Source organism: Mycobacterium attenuatum (assembly GCF_900566085.1).
Classification (GTDB): Bacteria; Actinomycetota; Actinomycetes; order Mycobacteriales; family Mycobacteriaceae; genus Mycobacterium; species Mycobacterium attenuatum.
The window spans coordinates 66180-88313 of record NZ_UPHT01000095.1; the positions used below are offsets into that span (position 1 = coordinate 66180).

Annotated in this window: 13 protein-coding genes and 1 pseudogene; 8 read left to right on the forward strand and 6 right to left on the reverse strand. The window is 64.2% G+C overall.

Going from position 1 to position 22134, the window contains the following annotated elements; translation table 11 throughout:
- Positions 1-118 precede the first annotated feature (118 nt).
- Complete coding sequence (hisG, locus tag EET13_RS16180; RefSeq protein ID WP_122443238.1) at positions 119-973, reverse strand: ATP phosphoribosyltransferase; 855 nt, start codon at positions 971-973, stop codon at positions 119-121.
- Between the two features lie 2 nt (positions 974-975).
- Positions 976-1257 (reverse strand): phosphoribosyl-ATP diphosphatase, encoded by a 282-nt coding sequence (locus tag EET13_RS16185; protein WP_122443239.1) that lies wholly within the window; start codon positions 1255-1257, stop codon positions 976-978.
- A gap of 140 nt (positions 1258-1397) precedes the next feature.
- Here EET13_RS16185 and EET13_RS16190 point away from each other — a divergent pair, with 140 nt between their 5' ends.
- The 3 genes and pseudogenes from EET13_RS16190 (at position 1398) to EET13_RS16200 (ending at position 3353) form a co-directional block, all read left to right on the forward strand.
- Entirely contained in the window at positions 1398-1649 is a 252-nt protein-coding gene (locus EET13_RS16190; RefSeq protein WP_122443240.1) for a hypothetical protein, read from the forward strand.
- A 137-nt stretch (positions 1650-1786) separates the two neighbouring features.
- Positions 1787-1948, forward strand: a pseudogene (locus EET13_RS16195) (PE domain-containing protein); the annotation flags it as partial.
- A gap of 358 nt (positions 1949-2306) precedes the next feature.
- On the forward strand, positions 2307-3353 hold the full coding sequence (locus tag EET13_RS16200; protein WP_136623173.1) for a hypothetical protein: 1047 nt from the start codon (positions 2307-2309) through the stop codon (positions 3351-3353).
- A 351-nt stretch (positions 3354-3704) separates the two neighbouring features.
- Here the strand turns inward: EET13_RS16200 and EET13_RS30420 are convergent, their stop codons facing one another.
- The gene (locus EET13_RS30420; protein ID WP_168991122.1) at positions 3705-3842 is read right to left on the reverse strand and encodes a hypothetical protein; all 138 of its coding nucleotides are present in this window, start codon (positions 3840-3842) and stop codon (positions 3705-3707) included.
- A 202-nt stretch (positions 3843-4044) separates the two neighbouring features.
- Here EET13_RS30420 and EET13_RS16205 point away from each other — a divergent pair, with 202 nt between their 5' ends.
- Positions 4045-4761: a MaoC/PaaZ C-terminal domain-containing protein gene (locus EET13_RS16205; protein ID WP_211189084.1), complete on the forward strand. Its 717-nt coding sequence runs from the start codon at positions 4045-4047 to the stop codon at positions 4759-4761.
- 76 nt (positions 4762-4837) lie between these two features.
- Here EET13_RS16205 and EET13_RS16210 read toward each other — a convergent pair whose 3' ends face one another.
- Together EET13_RS16210 and EET13_RS16215 are read right to left on the reverse strand one after the other, a co-directional pair.
- A complete protein-coding gene (locus tag EET13_RS16210) occupies positions 4838-12211 on the reverse strand; it encodes a type I polyketide synthase (RefSeq protein ID WP_122443244.1) in 7374 nt (2457 codons plus the stop codon).
- Positions 12208-13068, reverse strand: coding sequence for a prenyltransferase/squalene oxidase repeat-containing protein (locus tag EET13_RS16215; RefSeq protein ID WP_168990802.1), 861 nt, complete (start codon positions 13066-13068; stop codon positions 12208-12210). The genes EET13_RS16210 and EET13_RS16215 overlap by 4 nt, the downstream gene beginning before the upstream one ends.
- Before the next feature lie 246 nt (positions 13069-13314).
- Between EET13_RS16215 and EET13_RS16220 the strand changes: the two genes are divergently transcribed.
- The 4 genes from EET13_RS16220 (at position 13315) to EET13_RS16240 (ending at position 20548) form a co-directional block, all read left to right on the forward strand.
- Positions 13315-14964: a class I adenylate-forming enzyme family protein gene (locus tag EET13_RS16220; protein WP_122443246.1), complete on the forward strand. Its 1650-nt coding sequence runs from the start codon at positions 13315-13317 to the stop codon at positions 14962-14964.
- Entirely contained in the window at positions 14961-16238 is a 1278-nt protein-coding gene (locus tag EET13_RS16225; protein WP_168991289.1) for a cytochrome P450, read from the forward strand. Before EET13_RS16220 ends, EET13_RS16225 begins: the two co-directional genes overlap by 4 nt.
- 448 nt (positions 16239-16686) lie before the next feature.
- Complete coding sequence (locus EET13_RS16235) at positions 16687-18174, forward strand: arylsulfatase (protein WP_244603941.1); 1488 nt, start codon at positions 16687-16689, stop codon at positions 18172-18174.
- A 19-nt stretch (positions 18175-18193) separates the two neighbouring features.
- Positions 18194-20548, forward strand: a complete 2355-nt coding sequence (locus EET13_RS16240) for a sulfatase-like hydrolase/transferase (protein ID WP_122443249.1) — start codon at positions 18194-18196, stop codon at positions 20546-20548.
- Between the two features lie 88 nt (positions 20549-20636).
- Here the strand turns inward: EET13_RS16240 and EET13_RS16245 are convergent, their stop codons facing one another.
- A complete protein-coding gene (locus tag EET13_RS16245; protein ID WP_244603942.1) occupies positions 20637-21866 on the reverse strand; it encodes a PPE family protein in 1230 nt (409 codons plus the stop codon).
- Positions 21867-22134 lie beyond the last annotated feature (268 nt).

The window sequence follows — 22134 nt, forward strand, 5'->3', positions numbered from 1 at the left end:
CCTTCCGGGGACAGTAGAACAGCCTGGCGACCATACGGAGACCGCCCATGCATGACCACGGGCAATCAGTCCACCGCGGACGCTAACACAGCAGCCGTCCTACCGAGTGTTACCGCGATCAGAATCGGCAGAACCTGATATCGGAGGCCAGAATCGCTTTGGCCCCGATGGCGGCAAGCTCATCCATGACACCGTTGACCCCGCGGCGCGGCACCAGCGCCCGGACGGCGACCCAGTCCGGGTCGGCAAGCGGAGCGATCGTCGGCGACTCCAGTCCGGGCGTGATCGCGGTGGCCCGGCCCAGCACTGCGCGCGGACAGTCGTAGTCCAGCATCAGGTATTGCTGACCGAACACCACACCCTGTACCCGGGCGACCAACTGATCGCGCGCCTCGCTGTGCTCGGCGCCGTCGCGGTTGGCGCCTTCGATGAGCACCGCCTCCGAATCACACAGCGGCTCACCGAACGCCACCAGATCGTGCAGGCTCAGCGTGCGACCGGAGCCCACGACGTCGGCGATGGCGTCGGCCACGCCGAGTTGCACCGAGATCTCCACGGCGCCGTCGAGGCGGATGACGGTTGCTTCAATACCCTTGGCAGCCAAGTCTTTTCGGACGAGATTCGGATACGCGGTGGCGATCCGCTTTCCGGCCAGGTCAGCCGTCGTCCAATCCCGCTCGGCGGGACCGGCGTAGCGAAAACTCGACGACCCGAACCCCAGGGCCAATCGCTCCCGTACCGGCGCGTCGGAATCGCAGACCAGGTCGCGTCCGGTGATCCCGAAGTCGAGCTGTCCCGAACCCACGTAAATCGCTATGTCTTTGGGCCGCAGGAAGAAGAATTCGACATTGTTGGCCGGGTCGATGACGGTCAGGTCTTTGGGGTCGGTACGGCGCCGGTAGCCGGCCTCGGCCAAAATCTCGGTGGCCGGTTCGCTCAACGCACCCTTGTTGGGAACGGCCACACGCAACATGCTCACAGCTTCCGGTAGACGTCGTCGAGACCCAGCCCGCGAGAGATCATCAGCACCTGCGTCCAATACAGCAATTGGCTGATCTCCTCTGCCAAGGCGTCGTTGCTTTCGTGCTCGGCGGCCAGCCACACCTCGCCGGCTTCCTCCAGAATCTTCTTGCCCAGCCAATGCACCCCGGCGTCCAGCGCGGCTACGGTAGCGCTGCCGGCGGGCCGGGTGCGGGCACGATCGCCGAGTTCGGCGAACAGATCCTCGAAGGTCTTCACGGCCAGCGATTGTTCCATGCGCCGGCGAGCGGAGTCACGGCGGTTTCGCTCGGGCCCCGGCTCTGCCGGCAACTGAGATCTGCCTGCCGCACCCGACCGCCGTGCCGTGGCCGTCCGACTGCCTGGACGCGGGCCGGCCTCGGGCGGCAATCGACTAGGTGAGCTTGACCGCAAATTTCGCCCGGCAACTGTCGTTCGAGTTGAACAGGCTGTCCAACGGTGCTCCCGGGTATTCATTGAACGAGGCCGGGCGCGGCTGCGCCGGCGAATCAGCGGGGCAGGGGGATCTGGACTGCCTGTTCTTTTCCGACGGTCCGGGAGTCGGTTCGGCGCGCCTGCCTGAGCTGGTCGACATCGTTGCTGCGCGACGTCGACACGGCGTCGCGGCTCTGGAGCTGAGACCCGGTTGATAACTGCTACTTAATGCCTTAACGAGTAAATGTATCGACTCAGCCTTGTCAACGACTGCGTCACATGGTTCAGTTCGTTAAGTCGTTTGGCAATAAGGGATTTGGCGTGATTCCTGACATCTTTGAGGAGTGCCGAGGTGACCCTGCGGGTGGTTCCTGAGGGCGTGGCTGGCGCGGCCGCGGCGGCGGAGGCACTGACTGCCCGGTTGGCTGCCGCGCAGGCTGCGGCGGCGCCGGTCATCGCCGCGGCGGTCGCTGCGGCTGATCCGGTGTCGCTGGCTCCTGCGGCGGGGCTAACTGGTCTAAGTGGTCCGGTTCCCCCACCCCCACAAGGGAGCGTGCCGACGCTTCGGCACCTTCGGTAACCAGTGCCATGTGGTGGGCATTCGGCTTGAGCGCGCCGACAGTCCGGCAGCGAGCCGCCCAGCTGTTCGACGTAGCAGTCACCCACAGCGGTCTTAGCAGACCGAACTGGTTGCTACAGCATCATCGCCATCCGGCATCCTCGGTGGTCGAGTTTCGGTAGGCCCAGCTGAATTTCACCGAATCGATAGTTGTGGCCGCTGATCAAATCTCCGAAATTTAATAATTCCGGAGTCTTAAGTAAGTTTGTGCAAGATGGATCATGCACACAATAAAAGGAGAGTTTTATTGTTTATGCCGCGACTGCCCCAAGGTACCACGCCCTCAGGTGACGGTAGCGCCGCTGAATATCACGTGCGACAATGCCCAACCAGCGTTGCCAAAGTGCAGCGCCGTACATGCGCCGCCGCTGTCGCGCTAGGCGCACTGACATTGACCAGTGGCGCCACGGCCGCCATCGACGCCCTCACCATTGGTGCCACCGACATCAACGCCGGCAGGTTGGCCATCACCCTGACTGGTCACGGCGGATTCAAACTTGACACCTGCACAAATGACAATTCCAGCTACCACGACAGCGACAATTCCGGAAGCAATGGTGGCGATTCTAGCAACAACTCGAACACTATCGACGTCAATGATAGTTCGCTGGGAAACATTAATAATGATAACACCGACTACAGCGTTAGCGACACCACGACCTATGATTTCGTAGACACCACCTACGGAGATGTCAGCACCAACAACTACGATCACGTTGTCAACTACGGCGAGGGCATCGTCGACGACATGGTCCACAACCCGGTTATCGTCGACGATAATGGCCCCAATGGCGATATGGATAATAACTTCGTCAACTACTTTATCGATGAGAACATGAACAACGTAACCATCGATAGCAATTGGACTCCAGGTGTCAGTCAAACAAACAACAGCAATGCAAACACTTTCGGCAACGATGATCTGAGCGTTCCTGAAGTATATTACCAACAGGAACCGCCTAATGTAGATTTCAGATACCCTAACGGCAGCATGATTGACAGTGAGTCCGAACTTAGGAATCCGTTCCCCTCGGCGAACTACCCCGAAAATAATGACTATTTCCTTAGTCGCCCCTTTGATACATACATTTTTACCAACGAAAACGGTGAGCTGGTATTCGATAAGGATTCCGTTGCCAATTATGGTAACGTTTTTGCACGGTCTGAGATTCTCAGCCGTTCTCCTAGCTGGTTAATTCTGAAACCATACAGCCAAGAGCAGGTCCGGCCGCAATACCCATACGAACGCCCATACGATTCAAACGGCATCGATGATGACTCGTCCTCCGATGACGACTGATGGCATCGATACGACCGGCGCCGGCAGTGCCTCGAAATGGGCAGCAATGTCGACAGGCACCCGAACGAGGGCAGCGGCTGCAGGCCGAAACACCGGCAACCAAAGGCCGGCGATGCGTGTTTCGAGAATCTGCTTCTGGCCCTACGTTGTCGGATTCGACTCGGCCAGCCGGAGTGGCTTGACGAACCAGCTTTGAATTCATGACGGAATTCAGAGCTTGGCTGCCTCGACACCACCTGAATGGGCCACGCGCCGATGGCCGGAGCGCCTTCTGGCTTTTCGAGCTTTTCGAGCTTTTCGAGGCGGGCATGTCGGCTCGGCGTAGGTTGTAGCCGAGGTTAGGGGATCCCGTCATGTCACCAACGAATCGATCGACCGGTACTGGCCGGGCTTGGATTGAGCTTCGCCGACGCTGGCGTATCGATCGGTCACGTCGTGCGCTTCGTCGAATTCCGCGAGCGCCAGGGCGCCATCCGATAGCCGAGGCATCGACGCTGCCTGCACAAGAGAGGGCCACCGGGAGCCGTGCGGGTTCCATCGGCCGTTGTTAGCCATGTACATCGATCGCGAGACGGCCATTGGCCTGCGGTGGCCAGATCAGACATTCCGGTGGTCACCCAGTGACGTGAGTGGTTATCACCACGCGGTATGTCGGTTTAAGGCTGGTAGCACCGTCTTGCCCACGTTCGCCATGACGGGGCCCGGCATCTTCGGGGTAGCCTCTCCCGACTTCTTCCGCCCGCAGCGACCGGAAATCTGCTTCCCGGGAATCCGACTGAACCGGGGCGATCTACTGCACGAAGAACAAGACATTGTGGTACATCGGCCGATTCCACCGCACGGCCTGTCGCAGTCCTGCGGTCAGGTGATCGACGTCGAGGATCATGGGCCGGTAGCGGTGCTGGTCCAGCGCGGCGCACTCGTCGACCACGACGGTGCACCTTGGATCACGGCGACATCGCGCATCCACGCACACACCCAAGGAAGTACCGGAGGCTGCCACGCGGTGCCGACGACACACTCGGTGCCCGATTGTGAGCCGACCGCCGTGGCTGACACCCAAACCCGGGCGGACCAGGCGATCGAGTACCACAAATTCATCCACGGAAGCAAGATGACCGATAACGTGCACACCGACCCGGCGTTCGCCAGGGCGGCGGGATTCCCGGGCACGATTCTGCAAGGTGTGTGCACGTATGGGATTGTCTGCGGGGCGCTGGTGGAGCAGCTACTGGCCAACGACCCAACACGGGTGCGCAGATATTCGGCTCGATTCTTGCACGCGGTGTTCCCAGGCGAACTGCTGCGTACCCGGATGTGGGTGGAGGGACCGCACTGTGTATTCATCACCTCGGTGCCCGAACGACGCGACACGGCAGTGCTTTCCGGAACCTTAGAGGTGCAGTGATCGAGCGCGCGCGGCTTCCCGCCAGGTGTCGCTATGCGCAAGGTATCGGGCACCGGGACGGCCGTCTGGTCGACAGCTACAGCTGCTCCATTTGAGTCAGCACCTGAGCTGAGAGCTCCGTGGCGCTGGGCCCCCGCATCAATTCCATGACGGCGACCTTGATGCCAAACTCTCCCTCCAGCCACGAGCCGATCTCGACCGCAACCAGCGAATCCAGATAGTCCGTCAACGGCATATCCACGTCCAGCTCGTCGCGCGGAATGCCAAGCACCGCGGCGAGGCGAGCCTTGAGTGCGGCAATCACCAACTCACCGCGCGCCTCAGGGGGCTGCCTGCCCAGCCGTTGGCCCAGCGAGCCGGCCGACTCGGCGGCAGCCGCCGTCCCCGAGGCGGGGTCCACCACGTGCTCGTAACGGGGCTGGGTGTGCGCTTGCGTGCCGTGGCGGCGAAAGAACTGCGGCCAGTCCATCGGCAAGACGCCGACCTGCGGCAGGCGAGTACTCCACAAACTGGTCAAAGCGTCGAACGCTTGGGCCGAGGTGAAGGATCGCATGCCGGTCATGGCCACGATGCGGCCCACGTCGTCGTGCCGGGCCACGTATCCGACGTCGGAGATCGCGCCCCAGTTCACGCAGAGCACTCGCTGTCCGCGGGCCGCCCTGGCCTGGGCGAGGTGGTCGAGGAAGGCGTTGGCCATCGCGTAATTGGCCTGACCTCGATTGCCGATCATCGAGGCGGCTGAGGAAAACAGCACGAACGCGTCCAGCGGCAGGTGCGCGGTCAACTCGTGCAGATGCCAGGCGCCAAACGCCTTGGGCGCCAATACTTTTGTAATGCGTGGTCGGTCCAGGTCGATGAGCAGGGCGTCGTCGAGAACCATCGCGCAGTGCAGCACGCCGCGCAGCGGCGGCAACTCGCGCTCGATGCGCTCGAGCAGCGCGGCCACGGAAGCCCGCAAGCTGATGTCCGCGGCCTCGACCTCAACGTGCACGCCGCGGAGCCGCAGGTGTTCGACCTTGGCGGCGCTATCGGCGTCGGGCACACCGGAACGCCCGACCAGCACCAGGTGGCGCACCCCGACATCGGCGAGGTGCTCGGCCATCGCCAGGCCGACGCCGCCGAGGCCACCGGCGATCAGCCAGGTTCCCGGTATGGACGGCGATTCGGGGGGCTGCACCACGGGGAATTCCCGCTCCGCCATGGCCAGCACTAGTTTGCCGATATGGCGCGCGGCGGCCAGGTGCCGAAAGGCGGCCGTGGTCTGGGAAGGATGAAAAGCACGGTAGGGCACCGGGATCAGTTCACCGGCGGCGAAGCGGCCCATCAGCGTCGTCAACTCGGCGTGCACCTCATCGGGTCGGTCCACAATGCGTTGCCGCAGGTCGAACGCGTAGTAGGCGAGGTTGCCCAAGAACGGACGCAGGCCAATCCGGCGGTCGTGCAACAGGTCTCGTTTGCCGAGTTCGACGAACCGGCCGTAGGGCGCCAGACACGCGATGCTGCGCGACACCGATTCACCGGCAAGCGAGTTCACCACCACGTCTACTCCCGCGCCGTCGGTGACGACAGCAATCTGGTCGGCGAAATCTATTGAACGAGAATCGAACACATGCGTCACACCAAGCGCTCGCAATAGTTCTCGTTTTTCCGGGCTGCCCGCGGTAGCGAATACCTCGGCGCCTCGATGGCGCGCGATCTCAATGGCCGCCATACCGGTGCCACCGGCAGCGGCGTGGACGAGTACCCGTTCGCCAGCTTCCAGTCGAGCCAGTTTGACCAGGGCGTAGCACGCGGTGAGGAACACGATCGGCACCGAGCTGGCGGCCTCGAAGCTCAGATTGGCGGGTTTGGCGACGACGCCGGTCGCCGGTAGCGTGACGTAGCCGGCAGCGGTTCCCTGCATGGTGCTGACCCCCACCACGGCGTCCCCGACGGTGAGGCCAGATACACCCGCGCCGACCCGGGTAATGATTCCCGCGCATTCGGCACCGAAGCGGTAGCCCTCGGCCGATTCCAGGGGCGGCACCTGCCCGAGGGCGGTCATGACGTCCAGGAAATTCAGTCCGGTTGCCAGCACCTCGATTTCCACCTCTCCGGCGTCCGGATCTCGGCGCTTTTCGGTGTGGTAGCGCAATTCGTCCAGTGATCCGGCCGTTGTCACGGCAAGCGCGAATCCGGTGTCGGGCGGCAGGTCGGCGGCGGGAAGGGCATGCGGCTCTGGACGGACGGGGGCGAGCCTGCGCGCGAACCGCTCGCCGGCGCGCAGCGCGATTTCACGTTCATCGTCGGGTGTGTGCAGTTCGGCCCAGACCGCATCCAGCTCCCCCGCCGACGGCGTGAGGTCGAGATCGATCACGGTGTAGTGCAATGACGGCAGTTCGAGGCGCACCGTCGGGCTGACTCCCCATGCGGGGGAGCCGGACAGGTTCACGTCCTCGTTACGGAAGGCGTGGACCCCGCGGGTGAACACATACACGCGCGGCCATTGCTGCGCATCGCCGCGACACACGCTCTTCAGCAAATCGACGAGTTGCACGCAAGACTCGATCAACGCCTGGTCCAGTGGCAGTTCAGTCGCACTGCGCAGGTCGACGATCGCGTCCGGTTTCACCGTATCGACAGCCTCGTCGCTCACGCTGTCCGTTAGAACGGCTCGGCCACCGTGCCGCTCGATTCGGGCGGCCAGATCCTTGCCCAGCGGGTCGGCGCCGGCCACGATCAACCAGTTCCCGAGTGGCCGCGGACTGATTGTGCCGCGTTCCTGAGGCTCGATCGCGAGCCCCGACGTCCGGGCCAGCAGCAAGCTCTGGGAGCCCGCCCCGGGGTGCTTCGGGTCGTCGAAAGTCGCGACATCGTCGAAACCGGCCTCGCGCAATACGTCCCGCCACATACGCGCGGACAACAGCGGGCCGTCGGGCCGCAACTGCACGTCGCAGGCGGCCCGCCAGCCCGCGGTGAGACCGAAAGTCAGGTCGAGCCAGGCACTGCCGGGAACAGCCTCGAGCAACAGCAGCGCGCCGCCTGGAGCGAGCATGCCGTGCAGCACCCGCAGGGTCCTCCTGACGTCAGTGGTGGCGTGCACGACGTCGGCGGCTACCACCAAGTCGAAGGAGTGTGCTCTGAATTCCTGTACGGTTACGTCGTTTTCGAGGTCGAGCACCCGGTAGTCGACAAAATGGTAGTCGCGGAAGCGATCGCGCGCGGCCGCCAGGAATGCGGTAGACACGTCGGTGAACACGTACTCGCAGCGATCCGGCGGCAGCACCGGCAACAGGCTCGCGGCCAATCCGCCGGTGCCGGCGCCGACTTCCAGGATGCGCAGGGTGCGTCGCGGGTCGGCGCTGTCGGCCAGCCGGTGGACGATGCGGCGGGCGAGCAGATTGTAGAGCCGGGCTATCGGCGAGCTGTGGTAGATCGGCTCGATCGCCGTCGCTGTACCGGAAGGGAACAGCAGTTCCAGCGGGTCCACCGCGCCGGTCAGCACGTCGTGCAGCCGGGGGCCGGTCCGGCGCAGCAGCAGCAGCTCCCACGCACTCTCCGGATAGCGCACAAAGACATCCGCCCACAGCTGTTCGGGATCGGCGTGCGTTGCCGAACCGAAATCCCGGCGGAAGCGGCCAGCGTACTCGGTCACCGAGCCGTCCTCGACCAGCAATCGCACCATGCCACCAAGCGCGCGGTGGTACTTCGGCAACAGGGACGGCAATTCGGCCACCGTGAACTCGGCGTCCGGCTTGAACTGATCAAGGCAGGCGCGCACATACGCGATGCACAGCCTGCGCACGTCCTGCTGGTAGGCGCTGGCGTAGACGTGTCGACTCAGTCGTGCGGCAAGCAGGTGGGCAGCCTGGCCGACCTCGTGGGCGACATCGTCGGGCCCCAATGTCAGTGCGCTGCTGAGTGGTTGGATCAACGGACCGGATGGCTGCCACACGAACCGGTAAAAGTGGTTTTCGAGACGCTCGGCGGCGGCTGGCGGATGCGGGACCGCTTTGCCGAGCAGCGGCGTGAATTCGGCGATCAACTCGCCACGCTCGTCGAGCAGATGGATGTCCACCACCAGGGCGTCATCGTGCTTGCGGAGTCGGGTGTAGGTCCAGGCCGGAGCCGCAGTGTTGCCGTAGAGCCGAACCCGGTCGATTCCGGTCGGCAGATAATTGGTGGGCAGCAGTTGGTCGGGGCGGTCACGCGACGGGTGCAGGATCGCGCCCTGAAAGCAGGCATCCAGGATGGCGGGATGAAGCAGATATCCGGCCAAGCGGTTTCGCAGAACGCGAGGTGATCGAATCCGGGCCAGAGCCTCACCAGCGCCCACGTGCAACCGTTCGATGCCGCAGAACGCCGGCCCGTAGACATATCCGTTATCCGCCAGACGACCATAGATGTCCACTGCGGCATAAGTGTTCGCGCAACGGGACAGGATGTTTTCGACGTCGTAGGACTTGGGTACGGGCGGACCAACGGGGTGGAATCTGCCTCGGGCATTGCGCACCCAGGTGTCGCCGCGGATCGCGCGCTGGTGGAATTCGAACGTGCCGTGCTCAGCGTCGAGTTCGAGCCTGCTCAGTTGCGGCTCGCCGGCGAGCACACAGGCCCGCTCGAATTCGACGAACTCCAAACCGCATGGGCGCCCGGTCGCTTCGCGAGCGGCATACAATGCGGCCTCCACGTAGCAGGCGCCGGGCACGATGACCGATCCGAAGACCTCATGCTCGCGCACCCACGACAGCCGGTGGTCGTCCCAGTTGATCTCCCAGGCGGGCCGGGGGCCGTCGACCCGCTTGAGCATCGGATGTTGTTGTCCGACAGTGCGATAACGGCGAGAGATCGGGCTCTCGTTCCAAAACGACTGGCGAGCCCACGCCGTGCCGGGCAGGTCCAGGACTGGAGCACCCGCGGGATAGCGCTGCCGCCAGGCTATCGAGGCACCGCTGGCATAAAGCCGGGCGAATGCGGTGAGGAAGCTCGCCCAGTCGTCTTTCTGGCGCACCAGCGAGGACACGACCACTGCATCGGGGCTGATTTCGTTGAGGGAGTGGGCCAGCACCGGATGCGGGCTCAGCTCGACGAAGGTGTCGTAGCCGTCGGACAACAGCGCACCAGCTGCTTGCTCGAACTGCACCGGGTTGCGGAAGTTGTCCCACCAGTAGTCGGTGCCCAGTTTGCGTCCCTGGATCCGGGCGCCGGTGGCCGTCGAATACATCGGGATGGTGGTGTCGCCGGCCTGGATCCCGGCCAAAGAGTCCAGCAGCTCGTCACGCAACGGATCCATGTCGGGGCTGTGGCAGGCGCAGTTCACCTGGAGCAGCTTGGTGAAGACGCCACGATTGCCGAGTTCGCTCGCCAGCGCTTGCAACGCCGGGCGCCGGCCGGACACGGTAGTCGAGCGCGGGCTGTTGACCGCTGACACCCACAGCCGGTCCGGTTCGCGCATGCATAACTCGCGGACTTCCGCGGCGGGCAGCGTGACAAACATCATTCCGCCGGAGACATCGGCTTTTTCCTGAATGCGGGCGCGGGTGCAGATCACCCGCAGCGCCTCCGACAGGCTCAGCGCGCCGGCGGCGTGCGCGGCGGCGATCTCACCCATGCTGTGGCCCAGCACCGCATCCGGTTGCACGCCCCAGGATTTCCACAGGTCAACCAGAGCCACCTGCAACGCGAACATGGTGGGCTGCAGATACTGAGTTTCCCCGACCAGAGACGACGGTTCGTCGGCCGTCAGCACCTCGTAGATAGACCAGTCCAGATACGGCGCGGCCAGCCTGTCACATTCCAGAACCTTGGCCCGATACATCGGTGACGATTCCAGCAGCGTCCGCCCCATGGCATACCACTGCGGGCCTTGGCCGTTGAACACGAACGCGATCTTCCTGCCGGTACGCGACGTATGTCCGCGAATCACCTCTCCCGCAGATATTTTCGCGGCGGCTTCGGCGGCATCGCAGGCCACCACAGCGAGCCGGTGCTCCAGGTGGCTGCGCCGCAACGCCAGCGCCGCGCCCAGCGATTCCAGGTCGGGTGGTCGGGTCTGCAGCAGTCCGACGTACTTCGCGCTCAGCAGGTCCAGGGCTTGTTCGCTGCGGGCACTCAAGGTCAAGACACTCGGGCGCAACGGCGGAGTTGTCGGCGGCAGCTCGAGTTTTGCGGCTTCGGTCACTACTACGTTCGCGTTCGTGCCACCGAAGCCGAACGAGTTGACGCTGGCGACGGCGCGCCGGTAGTACTCCGGCCAGGGTTGGGACGTCGTCGCCACGGCGATGGGCAGGCCGGCGAAGTCGATGTCGGGGTTGGCGGTGCGGAAGTGCAGGCTGGGTGGAATTCGCCGATGGTGCACGCACAAGGCCGCCTTGATCAGACCAGCAACGCCGGCGCCCGCCTCCAGGTGGCCGATGTTGGTCTTGATCGATCCCAGCAGCGCCGCGCTCCCCGGCCGGCGACCGGTCGCCAACACTCGCCCCAGTGCGTTGGCTTCGATCGGATCGCCCACCGGGGTTCCGGTGCCGTGCGCCTCGACGTAGCCAACCTCGCCTGGCGCAACCCCCGCCGCGGCCAACGCCGCCCGGAAGTTCGCCTCCTGCGCTTCGCCGTTGGGCACCGTGATGCCCTGGGTGCGCCCGTCCTGATTGACCGCGCTCCCCCGGATCACCGCATACATCCGGTCGCCGTCCATGACCGCCCGCACGAGCGGCTTGAGCACCACGATGGCGGCGCCCTCGCCGCGCACGTAACCGTTGGCCGATGAGTCGAACGCCCGCGACCGGCCATCCGGTGACAGCATCGCGGCCTGGCTCAAGGTGATGCCGAACTGCGGGGTCAGGATCAGGTTCACCCCGCCGACCAGTGCCAGGTCGCTGTCTCCTGCCCGCAGACTCTGCACCGCCGTGTGCACGGCAACCAGCGACGAGGAGCAGGCGGTGTCGATGGTCATGCTGGGGCCACGCAGGTCCAGCGTGTAGGACAGGCGATTGGACAGGATGCTCACGAAAGTGCCGGTGGCGGAATGGGGTCCAAGACCCTCCAACTCGCCCGGCGCCGATTGCAGCCCGCCGTAGTCCTGGCTGCAGGCGCCCACGAAGACGCCGGTTCGTCCGCCTGCCAGATCGGCGGGCACGATGCCCGCATCCTCGAGCGCTTCCCAGCAAACTTCGAGCAGCAGCCGTTGCTGGGGATCCATCTGCTCGGCGACACGCCCGGATATGCCGAAGAAGGCCGCGTCGAATGTATCGACGTCATCGATGAATCCGCCACTGCGGGTATTCATTCGGCCGGGCTGTTGCGGTTTGGGCGAGTAATAACGCTCAACATCCCAGCGGTCGGCGGGGATCGGCCCGATCGCGTCGATGCCCTGTTCGAGAGCCCGCCACAGCATGTGGTGGTCGGTGATGCCCCCGGGTAGTCGGCAGCCGATACCGATGATGGCGACGGGTTCCTCCGGTTGCGTGCTCACCGCAGCCCTAGCTCGTGGAACGCGACCAGTACCTGAGCTGTCGTGAAAACATGCTGCGGAGCATGGACTTCCCGATAGCCCTTGACCTGCGGATACGGATACTCGCCGCCGAACCAGGACCCGTCGGGTCTGCGGTGGTCCAGTAGCCAGCTGACCGCGCGGCGCACCGCGGCCTCGTCGGCGGACATACCGGTGTGGGCGAGAGTCCCCAGGGCCAGCGCCGTGTGCAATTCGGGGGCAGCCGTGATGCCTGCGCCGTCGGCTCGGCTGAACCAGCTTCCGTCAGGCCGCTGCTGGGCCAGCACGAAAGCGCGGGCCGCAGCCACCTGTGGGTAGCTGGCAAAGTTCGCCAACGCTGCCACCGTAGGGCGCAGCAGGTAGTAGTGGGAGGCGTAGTAGTACCAGTTGATGCCGAAATGACCGTCGGGGTGCTGCTTGCCGGCCAGAAAGTGCAGTGCTTCATCGAGGTATGTCGGCTCGACATCCAGACCATCAAGGGCCAGCAGGGCAAACCCCGTCACCGACGGCTCCAACTGGAATGCATTGGGGATGTGGCTGTGCATTTCTGCCCAGGCGCCATCGGCCCGTTGCCTATCGCGCAGAAAATTCGCTTTCGCACGCCCCTCATCCGTTCGGCCGAGCAGGGTCAGGACGGTGATGTATTCGCTGCTGGTTTCGGTGCAATACCGCTCCGATGCGATTTCCGCACCGCCCCAGCTCAGCATCCCGGTCGGCTTCTCCTGTGCGGCAAGGAAACCCAGGGCAGGGTCTATGATGTCGGCCATGTCGACGTGAACGTCTTTCTGCCACAACGCGATAGCCTTTAGTGCGTTGACGGTGTCCCATTCCCGGAACATAGCCGAAGTGGGGCTGTCCGCAAGAGAACCGTCAGGCTGACGACAATGTCGGAAGTACTCGATTGCCTCTCCGACGACTCGGTCGATCGGTGTGTGGTGAGGGTCAAGGGCCGACGAGAGCATCGCGAATCCTCTGCCACGTGGTGGATCGATGCTGATACAGTACAGCGCCGCGACGACTGTCGGGTGGTGCAGTAACCTACGCTCACCCGGCCTTGTTCGGGTACAACGTGTTGAGGGGCAGCGGTGCGACATCACGACGGCGCCAACGAACGTCAGTGCCACGACCTCGCCACGCTGGGCGCTCTGCTGGACCGCAGGGCCGCCGAGCACCCTGATCGCGACGCGCTTGCTTTCCCGACCGCGACCATCAGCTACGCCGAGCTGGCTGCGCGGGCGGATATGGTTGCCCGGGGGCTGCTGGCGCTGGGCGTGCAGGCGGGCGAGACCGTCGGTGTGCTGCTGCCCAACTGTCCCGATTCGATTGCGGTGTTGTTCGGGGCCATGAAGGTCGGTGCCGTGCCGGTGCCGGTGAGCACCCGGTTTCGCGATTACGAACTCACCGAGGTGATCTCGCACTCCCGGATGCGCATACTGTTCACCGATACGGCCCTGCTGCACACCCTGACGGCAACGACGCAAGCGGTGCTCCCCCCGCGACAGATCGTGGTGCTCGGCGCGGCCGAGTCGGCACCAGACGTCTTGTCCGAAGCAGGTTTTCACGCTGCCGCGGACCGCATCGGGTCCACTTCGGTGCGCCGACGTCAGGAGCTGGTTCAGCTGCACGACACCGCCATGGTGCTCTACACCTCGGGCACGTCCGCAAGCCCCAAAGGCGCGATGATCAGCCACGAAGCGTTCGGCCGGGCGGCCGCGAGCACGGTGGATTCCCGGCTTTTTCTCACCGGGCAGGATCGGGTGTGGAACGCGCTTCCACTGTTCCACGTGGGGGGCATCACCTTTACTATCGCCTGCATCTACGCCGGCTGCTGCTGTTGCCATGTGGGCTTGTTCCGCCCGGATACCGCCCTGGACCACTTGGAAGCCCAACGCTGCACCGTCGCCCTGCCCGGCTTCGAGACCATCTGGCTGCCCGTGCTCAACCAGCCCGACTTCGTGCGGCGGGACCTGTCCGCCCTTCGGCTCGTGCTGGCCGTGGGCGTGCCGGAACGTTTGCGCGACATGGCACGTCGGCTTCCCCATGTGGTGCAGGTGTCGTGTTTCGGCATGACCGAGTCCACCGGATTTCTGGCGTTGAACCACCCGAGCGACACATTCGAACAGCGCATGACCACCGGCGGACACCCACTGCCCGGTATGCAGTGCCGGGTGGTGGACCCCCAGACGGGCCATGATGTCGCGCCCGGCACCGAGGGCGAATTGCTGTTGCGCGGACCCAACTGCTTTACTGGCTACCTGCACGACCCAGAATTCACCGCCCGCTGCTTCGACAACGATGGCTGGTTTCACACCGGCGACGTGGCGGTCATGGACGACGACGGCCGGGTCACCTTCGTCAGCCGGCTCAAAGACATGCTCAAGGTGGGCGGCGAAAACGTCTCCGCGGCCGAGGTCGAGGGATTCCTGCTGCGTCATCCCGCGGTGCACATCGCCGCGGTCGTCGCCGCTCCCGACGACTATTACGTCGAAGTCCCCGCCGCGTACCTGGAACTCAAACCCGGTGCCGCCGCGACCGAACAGGAAATCGTCGACTTCTGTCTGGGCAATATCGCCACCTACCGGGTGCCCCGGTACGTTCGGTTCGTCGACGAATGGCCGATGTCGGGAACCAAGATCAAGAAGTACATGCTGCGCGAGCGCATCCGAGAGGAACTGCGCGAAAAAGGAATCACCCGGGCGCCGAAACTGCTTCCGACACAGGAAATCCCGGGATGAGCGCCCGCAGCGATCTGTCAATGCTGCTGCGGCTCTACCGGTCCCGGCTGCGGCTCGCCGCCTCAGCCGCACTCGGTGACCCCGTCGCCGGGGTGCTGGGCGTGCCGCGAGGCGGCGACGGCTATGCACGATACGAACAGATACGTGCCCGAGGTGATCTGGTTCGCGGCAGCAGTGGGTTGTGCATGACCGCCTCGCATGCGGTGTGCAGCCACGTCCTGCGCAGTGAAAAGTTCCTGGCGGCACCGACATCGGCGGTGCGGTTGAAGCTCAGGCCGCTGAACTGGCAACACGGCGGCATGTTGGTGCATCCGCTGGACGACTCGCTGGCATCGGCGAACCCGCCTGAGCACACCAGCCTCCGCAAAGTCGTGGCGCCGTGGTTTAGTCCGGAAGTCATCCGCGGCCACCGTGGCTTCATCGAAGACGTCGTCGCCGGTCAGCTGGATCAGTTGGATCCCAGCGGACCGGTGGATCTGATCGATGAGTTCGCGATCCAGGTGCCCAGCAAAGTGATCTGCGCGCTGCTCGGCTTGTCCCCGCACGACCACTTCCGGTTCGCGCGTTGGGGCATCGAATTCGGCGCAACGGTCGACGGGGCACGCGGGCTGCGTGACCGGCATCGTACCCAACTTCTGCTGGCCGAAATGACCGACTACTTTGCCGCCGTCATCGCGCAACGGTCCCGGCATCCGGGCGACGACATGATCAGCACCATGGTCACCGCAGTGGCACAGGGACACATGACCGAGGTGCAGCTGTTGGCGACCTGCCAGGCGCTGCTGATCGGCGGCTTCGTCACCACCTCCAACATCATCGGCAACGCAGTTGTCGCATTATCGGAAAATCCAGACCAGCGCGAGGCGTTCACCGCGAACCTCGATCGTGCTGATCACGTGGTCGAGGAGACGTTACGACTGCAGGCGCCCGCCCAGTACAGCGTGCGCGTGGCCGGGGAGACCACCGTGCTGGTCGACCTGGAGCTGCGGGCGGGTACCCCGGTGGTCGCTCTGCTGGCCGCCGCCAACCGTGACCCAACGGTGTTTGTCGAGCCGAATAGATTCGACATCGGTAGACCCAACGCCCGCGATCACCTGTCCTTCGCCGCAGGTGTGCACTATTGCCTCGGAGCGAGTCTGGCCCGGATGGAGGGCGCCATTGCGCTACGAGCCCTCTACGAGCGCTTCCCCCGGCTTACCGCCGCAGGCGCAGTGGACTACGTCCCATCCCGCGTCATTCGCGGGCCCTTGCACCTGCCGGTCCGTTGCGGGTGACGAAAAGAAAGGCAGGCGCACCGGATTCGTACGTCGGTAGCCGCCCCTGAAAGCAGGATTGCCGTAACGATCACCAGAACAATTCGAGCAGACCGGCAATGTCGACCGCGCATCTCTGAGCCTCGCGTCGAATCCGCGCTCTTTCGACGACCTCGCGCTGCTCACGGGGCGCTGGGGTCAGCGACTCACGCCAGCGCAACGGTGCAACGCGATCACTATCGCGTCGATGATCGGCTTGATCCGGCAGTGGTGGCGGGGGTTTGATTTCGCGAGCGCTGCAGCAGGTCGAAGCGGACCCGACCGCCCGGGCCACCCAACCCGGCATGCGCTGAGCTGCCGCACCCCGGACCAGTACGCTGCCCATGCAGACCCACCGACCATCCACTGACCTGCGAATCAACCAAACCCGGAACCCCCACGGGACTTGGCATCGCTGGAGAGGTTCACCATGGCATCCGAAATGGTAGACGCAGCCGCACGTCCCAACATTCTGGTGATCTGGGGCGACGACGTCGGGATGTGGAACATCTCCGCCTACCACCGCGGGATGATGGGCGGCTCGACGCCCAACATCGACCGGATCGCCAACGAGGGCATGATCTTCATGGACCACTACGCGCAGGCATCCTGCACGGCGGGCCGGGCCGCCTTCATCACCGGGCAGTACCCGATCCGGGTGGGCTTATCCACGGTCGGTCTCCCGGGGTCGGATATCGGTCTGCAGAAGGAAGATCCAACACTGGCCGAGATGCTCAAACCATTGGGCTACACGACCGGACAGTTCGGCAAGAACCACCTCGGTGACCGTGACGAGCACCTGCCGACCATGCACGGTTTCGACGAGTTCTTCGGGATCCTGTATCACCTCAACGCCGGCGAGTACGCCGAACAGTACGACTTTCCGACCAATCCGGAAATTGTGCAGAAATTCGGCTTCGGTCAGCGCGGTGCGTTGCACTGCTGGGCCAATCCCGACGGGACCCAGCGTATCGAAGACACCGGACCGTACGGCCGCGAACGACAACGCACCCTCGACCGTGAATTCCTCACCGAGACAAAGCGATTCATCCGCGACGCGGCGGCTGCTGAAACGCCTTTCTTCGTCTGGCACAACTCGACTCGGATGCACTATCGCACCAACCTGGCACCGGAGTACGACGGTAAGAGCGGCTACGGCGTCTATGCCGATGGGATGATGGAGCTCGACGATCACGTGGGCGAACTGCTCGATCTGCTCGACGAACTCGGCATCGCCGACAACACCCTGGTGATGTGGTCCACCGACAACGGAGCCGCCTGCAACAGCTGGCCCGACGGCGGCAACCACCCCTTCGCGCGGGAGAAGGGCGTCGGCGGCTACGAGGGCGCGTTCCGGGTTCCGGCGCTGGTGCGCTGGCCCGGCGTGATCCCGGCCGGTGTCGCCACCGGGGAGTTCATGGCAATGGAGGACTGGATTCCTACCATCATGTCGATGCTGGGCCAGCCAGATCTCGCGGACGCGCTCAAGAAGGGCGCCACCATCGGCGGACACGAGTACCGCGTGCACCTCGACGGAGTGGACCAGACCGACCTGCTCACCGGCCGCGGCAAATCCAAACGCATGGAGTTCTACTACTTCACCGAGACATCGCTGCACGGATTACGTTACGGCGACTGGAAAGTACTGCTCAAGACCCAGGACCGGTGGTTTAACGGCATCCAGCAGAAGCTCACCACCCCCTTGATCACCAACCTCAAGCTCGACCCGTTCGAGCGTTTCCACAAAGCGCGGGGATTCGACGAGTGGCAGGAGAATCACGCCTGGCTCTACGGTCCCGCCGCGCTGCAAGTGATGCGGTTCCTGGCGACGTTGCACGAATTCCCGCCGCGGATGCGCAGTTTCGGCATCGACGTCGACGAGTTGTTGAACCAACTCAACCCGGCCCGACACCGATAGCCGAAGCGAGGACAAAGTCATGGCAATCACCGAATATCAGCCCGGTACAACGTTTCCCGGTGTGATCGGCCGCACGGCCGACGAGTCGACGCCGGCCTGGCCCGCCCTGAAGCGGCCTGCCGAGGGCGCGCCGAATGTGGTGTTCATCGTTCTCGACGACACCGGATACGGGCACCTGGGCTGCTTCGGCAGCCCGATCTCGACACCGAACATCGACGCGTTGGCCGCCGACGGCCTGCGGTATTCCAACATGCACACCACCGCCCTGTGCTCGCCGTCGCGCTCCTGCATCCTCAACGGCCGTAACCACCACTCCAACCACCTGGCGTGTCTGACCAACGGGTCGACCGGGTTCCCCGGCTCCGACGGATACATACCGTTCGAGAACGGTTTCCTCTCCGAAATTCTGCGGGCCCAGGGTTACAACACCTACTGCGTCGGCAAGTGGCACCTGGCGCCGGAGGAAACGATGACCGCGGCCGGGCCCTACGACCGGTGGCCGCTGGGACGCGGGTTCGAGCGCTACTACGGCTTCCTGGGCGGCGACACCCACCAGTACTACCCGGATCTGGTACGAGACAACTCCCAAACCGAACCCGAAGCCACCCCGGAGCAGGGCTATCACCTCACGCCCGATCTGGTGAACAAAGCCAAGGCAATGATTGCCGACGCCAAGCAGGTCGCCCCGGACAAGCCCTTCTTCCTCTACTTCGCCCCCGGCGCGACACACTCACCCCACCATGTGCCCAAACAGTGGGCCGACCGCTACGCCGGCAAGTTCGACGCCGGCTGGGAAGCCTACCGCCAGCGGGTGTTCACGCGACAGCGAGAACTCGGGCTCCTGCCGGCAACGGCCGAGCTGTCGGCCCCCGATCCCGATGTCGCGGACTGGGAGACACTGCCGGCCGACGAACGCCGGCTCTACGCCCGCATGATGGAGGTGTTCGCCGGCTTCCTCGAGCACACCGACCACTACATCGGCGAACTCGTGCAGTTCCTCAAAGACCTGCACGAATACGACAACACGGTGTTCATGCTGGTCTCTGACAACGGGGCCAGCGCCGAGGGCGGCCCCACCGGCTCGGTCACCGAGGTCCGCTTCTTCAACAACGTCGCCGATACCGTCGAGGAGGGACTGGCCCGCATCGACGAGATCGGCGGCCCCACGGTGTTCAACCACTTCCCGTGGGGCTGGACACACGCCGGCAACACCCCGTTTCGGCGGTGGAAGCGCGAGACCTATCGCGGCGGCTCGAGCGACCCGTTGATCGTCACCTGGCCACGCGGTATTGCCGCGCGGGGCGAGGTGCGATCCCAATACACCCATCTGATCGACATGGTCCCGACCGTGCTCGAGGCGCTGCGCATTGACCCACCGACATCGATCGGCGGTGTCACCCAGTCGCCGATCGAAGGGGTCAGCTTCGCGCACACCTTCGACGACGACGCCGCCCCCACCCGGCACCTCACCCAGTACTTCGAGATGCTGGGCCACCGCTCGATCTACCACGACGGGTGGCGCGCCGTATGTCCTTGGCCGGGAACGTCATTCGCCGAATCCGCTCACAAGTTCGGCGACGTTATCACCGCGGAGATGCTCAGCCAGCTCGATGAATCCGGGTGGGAGCTCTACCACGTCGCCCGGGATCCCGCCGAGACCACCAACCTGGCCGGGCAGGAGCGTGCGCGGCTGATCGCGATGATCACACTCTGGTACAGCGAAGCGGGAAGATACAACGTGTTACCTATCGACAGCCGCGGCCTGGCCCGCGCTTTCGTCGAGCGTCCACAGATTGCCGCCGCGAACCGCACGCGATACGTGCTCTATGCAGGTACGCAGGCTATTCCCGCCGCCGCCGCACCGAAGGTCCTCAACCGGCCATACTCGATCAACGCCGAGGTTGAGCTCACCGAGGAATCATCGGGCGTCCTGCTGTCCATGGGCGGCAATGACGGGGGAATTACCTTGTACGTCAAGGACGGTCGGCTCTGTTATGCGCACAACTATGTCGCCAAAGAGATCTTCACGATTCGCTCGGCGCAACGGGTCCCGGCGGGGCGGCACTTCCTCAGCGTGGAATTCACCCCAACAGGTCCGGTGGACCTCAGGAACGGCAGAGGAACTCCGGGCGACGTGACGCTGTTCGTCGACGGCGCCGCGGTCGGCCGTGGCGAATTTCCGGTGACCACGCCGCTGCGGCTGGCCCAGGGCGGAGCCATGTTGGTCGGCGCCAACACCGGCTCCTCGGTAACCCCCGACTACGACCCGCCGTTTGCCTTCGACGGCCGAATCCACCGCGTGATCGTCGACGTCAGCGGCGAGCATGTCGAGGACTATCAGGCGCAGATGAAGATCGCGCTCACCAAGCAGTAGCTGCGTGGACAGCCGTCGTCCACCACGACGGTTCGGATGCCTTGACGACATCACCGTCAGAGGCGGAAAACCGCGCGCGAGGGCAGCTTCAGCTGAGCACCAAACTGGTGGAGTCATCGCCGCACACGGTCTGCGCCCAACCGGTTGGCAACATGGGCACGGGCACGCCGTCACACCACGTGTGACCACTGAGCGTGGTCAGCCCCCCGGCCTGCGGGACGGTCCCGTTGGTGATGGTTCCGGCAAAGCCCACGGCCCCGCCCAACTCAGCGGGTGAAACCACGCTGCCAGCAGTGGCAAGCGACCCGTCGGCACCAACAGCCGTAGCGGCAAACGACGCCGGCGCCAGCTCCAGCGCCACCGCCGTGCCCTTCAACGCGCCGACGCCCAGCGCGGCACCGCCGGACAGCGTCGTCGTCATCATCAAGTCAGTCACCAAGCCCGGACCGCCGACAAATCCCAGATTCCCCAAGAACCACGCAATCACTAGTTTGCAGATATCCGCCATACCCACGATGCAAAGCCATCCGGCCTCAAGGAAGAACTCGAAAGGAATAATCGCCAAATTCACCATGAAGCAAAGGAATTGTTCGGCCATGGCGATATGTCCGGATAATAGCGCAATCAGTGCGAGCAGAACACATAACGGAATGAACAGCCATGCAAGAATAGTAGCCACTAACGATTCTTTGATGTAATGCAACACCCCAACGACGGCATCGATCCATATTTGGAGAATCTGCCAAATGGGAAATGGTGTGATGGTTATTTCAGTGACGTTTGCGAAGCCGGCGCCAGGTTTGATGATGGCTGGCGCCGGTGGGGTGTGTGGTGTCGAAGCAACCGCCGGCGAAGAAGTCGTCTCGTAGACATTCATGGTGGTGGCAGCCTGTATCCACATGCGCGCATAGTCGGCCTCGTTGAAAGCGATCGGTATCGCGTTGACACCAAAGAAGTTTGTCGCCAACAACACCGCATGCGTGGCGTGGTTGGCAGCCAACTCCCCCAGCGTGGGCATTGCAGCCAACGCTGCCTGGTACCCCGCCGCCGTGACCTCATGGACAGCAGCGACCTGTGCGCAATCGGCACTTTCCTGCATCACCCACGCCAGATAGGGCACATAGGCGTCGCCACAACATTCCGCGGCAGTTCCCCGCCAGGCCTCGGCCCGCAACGCCGTTACCACCGGGGCCAGTTCGTCTGCCACCGCGCCGTACTCGGCGCTCAACGATGACCACGCCTGGGCCGCGGCAATCAAGGACGCGGGCCCGGGTCCGGCGCTCAGCAGCGCCGAATGCACTTCCGGCGGGACCGCCATCCATATCGGCGCGCTCACCGGCACAACTTTTTCGTGTCAGTGCTCGCTGGCGGGCGATCCCGGCCGCGGGCACCCGGGCTCAACCCCGGCGGGCCCAGCAAAACCGCGGCGCCGATCCCGTCACCGCGGCCCGTCCACCGCGCCGAACACAACCCCACTTCAAGCCCTTCAGCCACCCGCACCGCCGCTACCACCCATTGCCAAACCGGCCGCTTCGACTTTGTGCCGGAAAAATTCTGGTGAATTCAAGGAATTGTTTCGATTAACA

Coding starts and splice junctions, on each gene's coding strand:
- hisG (WP_122443238.1), bottom strand. CDS start 973: ATGTTGCGTGTGGCCGTTCCCAACAAGGGTGCGTTGAGCGAACCGGCC.
- EET13_RS16240 (WP_122443249.1), top strand. CDS start 18,194: ATGGCAATCACCGAATATCAGCCCGGTACAACGTTTCCCGGTGTGATC.
- EET13_RS30420 (WP_168991122.1), bottom strand. CDS start 3,842: ATGCCTCGGCTATCGGATGGCGCCCTGGCGCTCGCGGAATTCGACGAA.
- EET13_RS16205 (WP_211189084.1), top strand. CDS start 4,045: ATGACGGGGCCCGGCATCTTCGGGGTAGCCTCTCCCGACTTCTTCCGC.
- EET13_RS16215 (WP_168990802.1), bottom strand. CDS start 13,068: ATGTTCCGGGAATGGGACACCGTCAACGCACTAAAGGCTATCGCGTTG.
- EET13_RS16245 (WP_244603942.1), bottom strand. CDS start 21,866: ATGGCGGTCCCGCCGGAAGTGCATTCGGCGCTGCTGAGCGCCGGACCC.
- EET13_RS16200 (WP_136623173.1), top strand. CDS start 2,307: ATGCCGCGACTGCCCCAAGGTACCACGCCCTCAGGTGACGGTAGCGCC.
- EET13_RS16235 (WP_244603941.1), top strand. CDS start 16,687: ATGGCATCCGAAATGGTAGACGCAGCCGCACGTCCCAACATTCTGGTG.
- EET13_RS16225 (WP_168991289.1), top strand. CDS start 14,961: ATGAGCGCCCGCAGCGATCTGTCAATGCTGCTGCGGCTCTACCGGTCC.
- EET13_RS16185 (WP_122443239.1), bottom strand. CDS start 1,257: ATGGAACAATCGCTGGCCGTGAAGACCTTCGAGGATCTGTTCGCCGAA.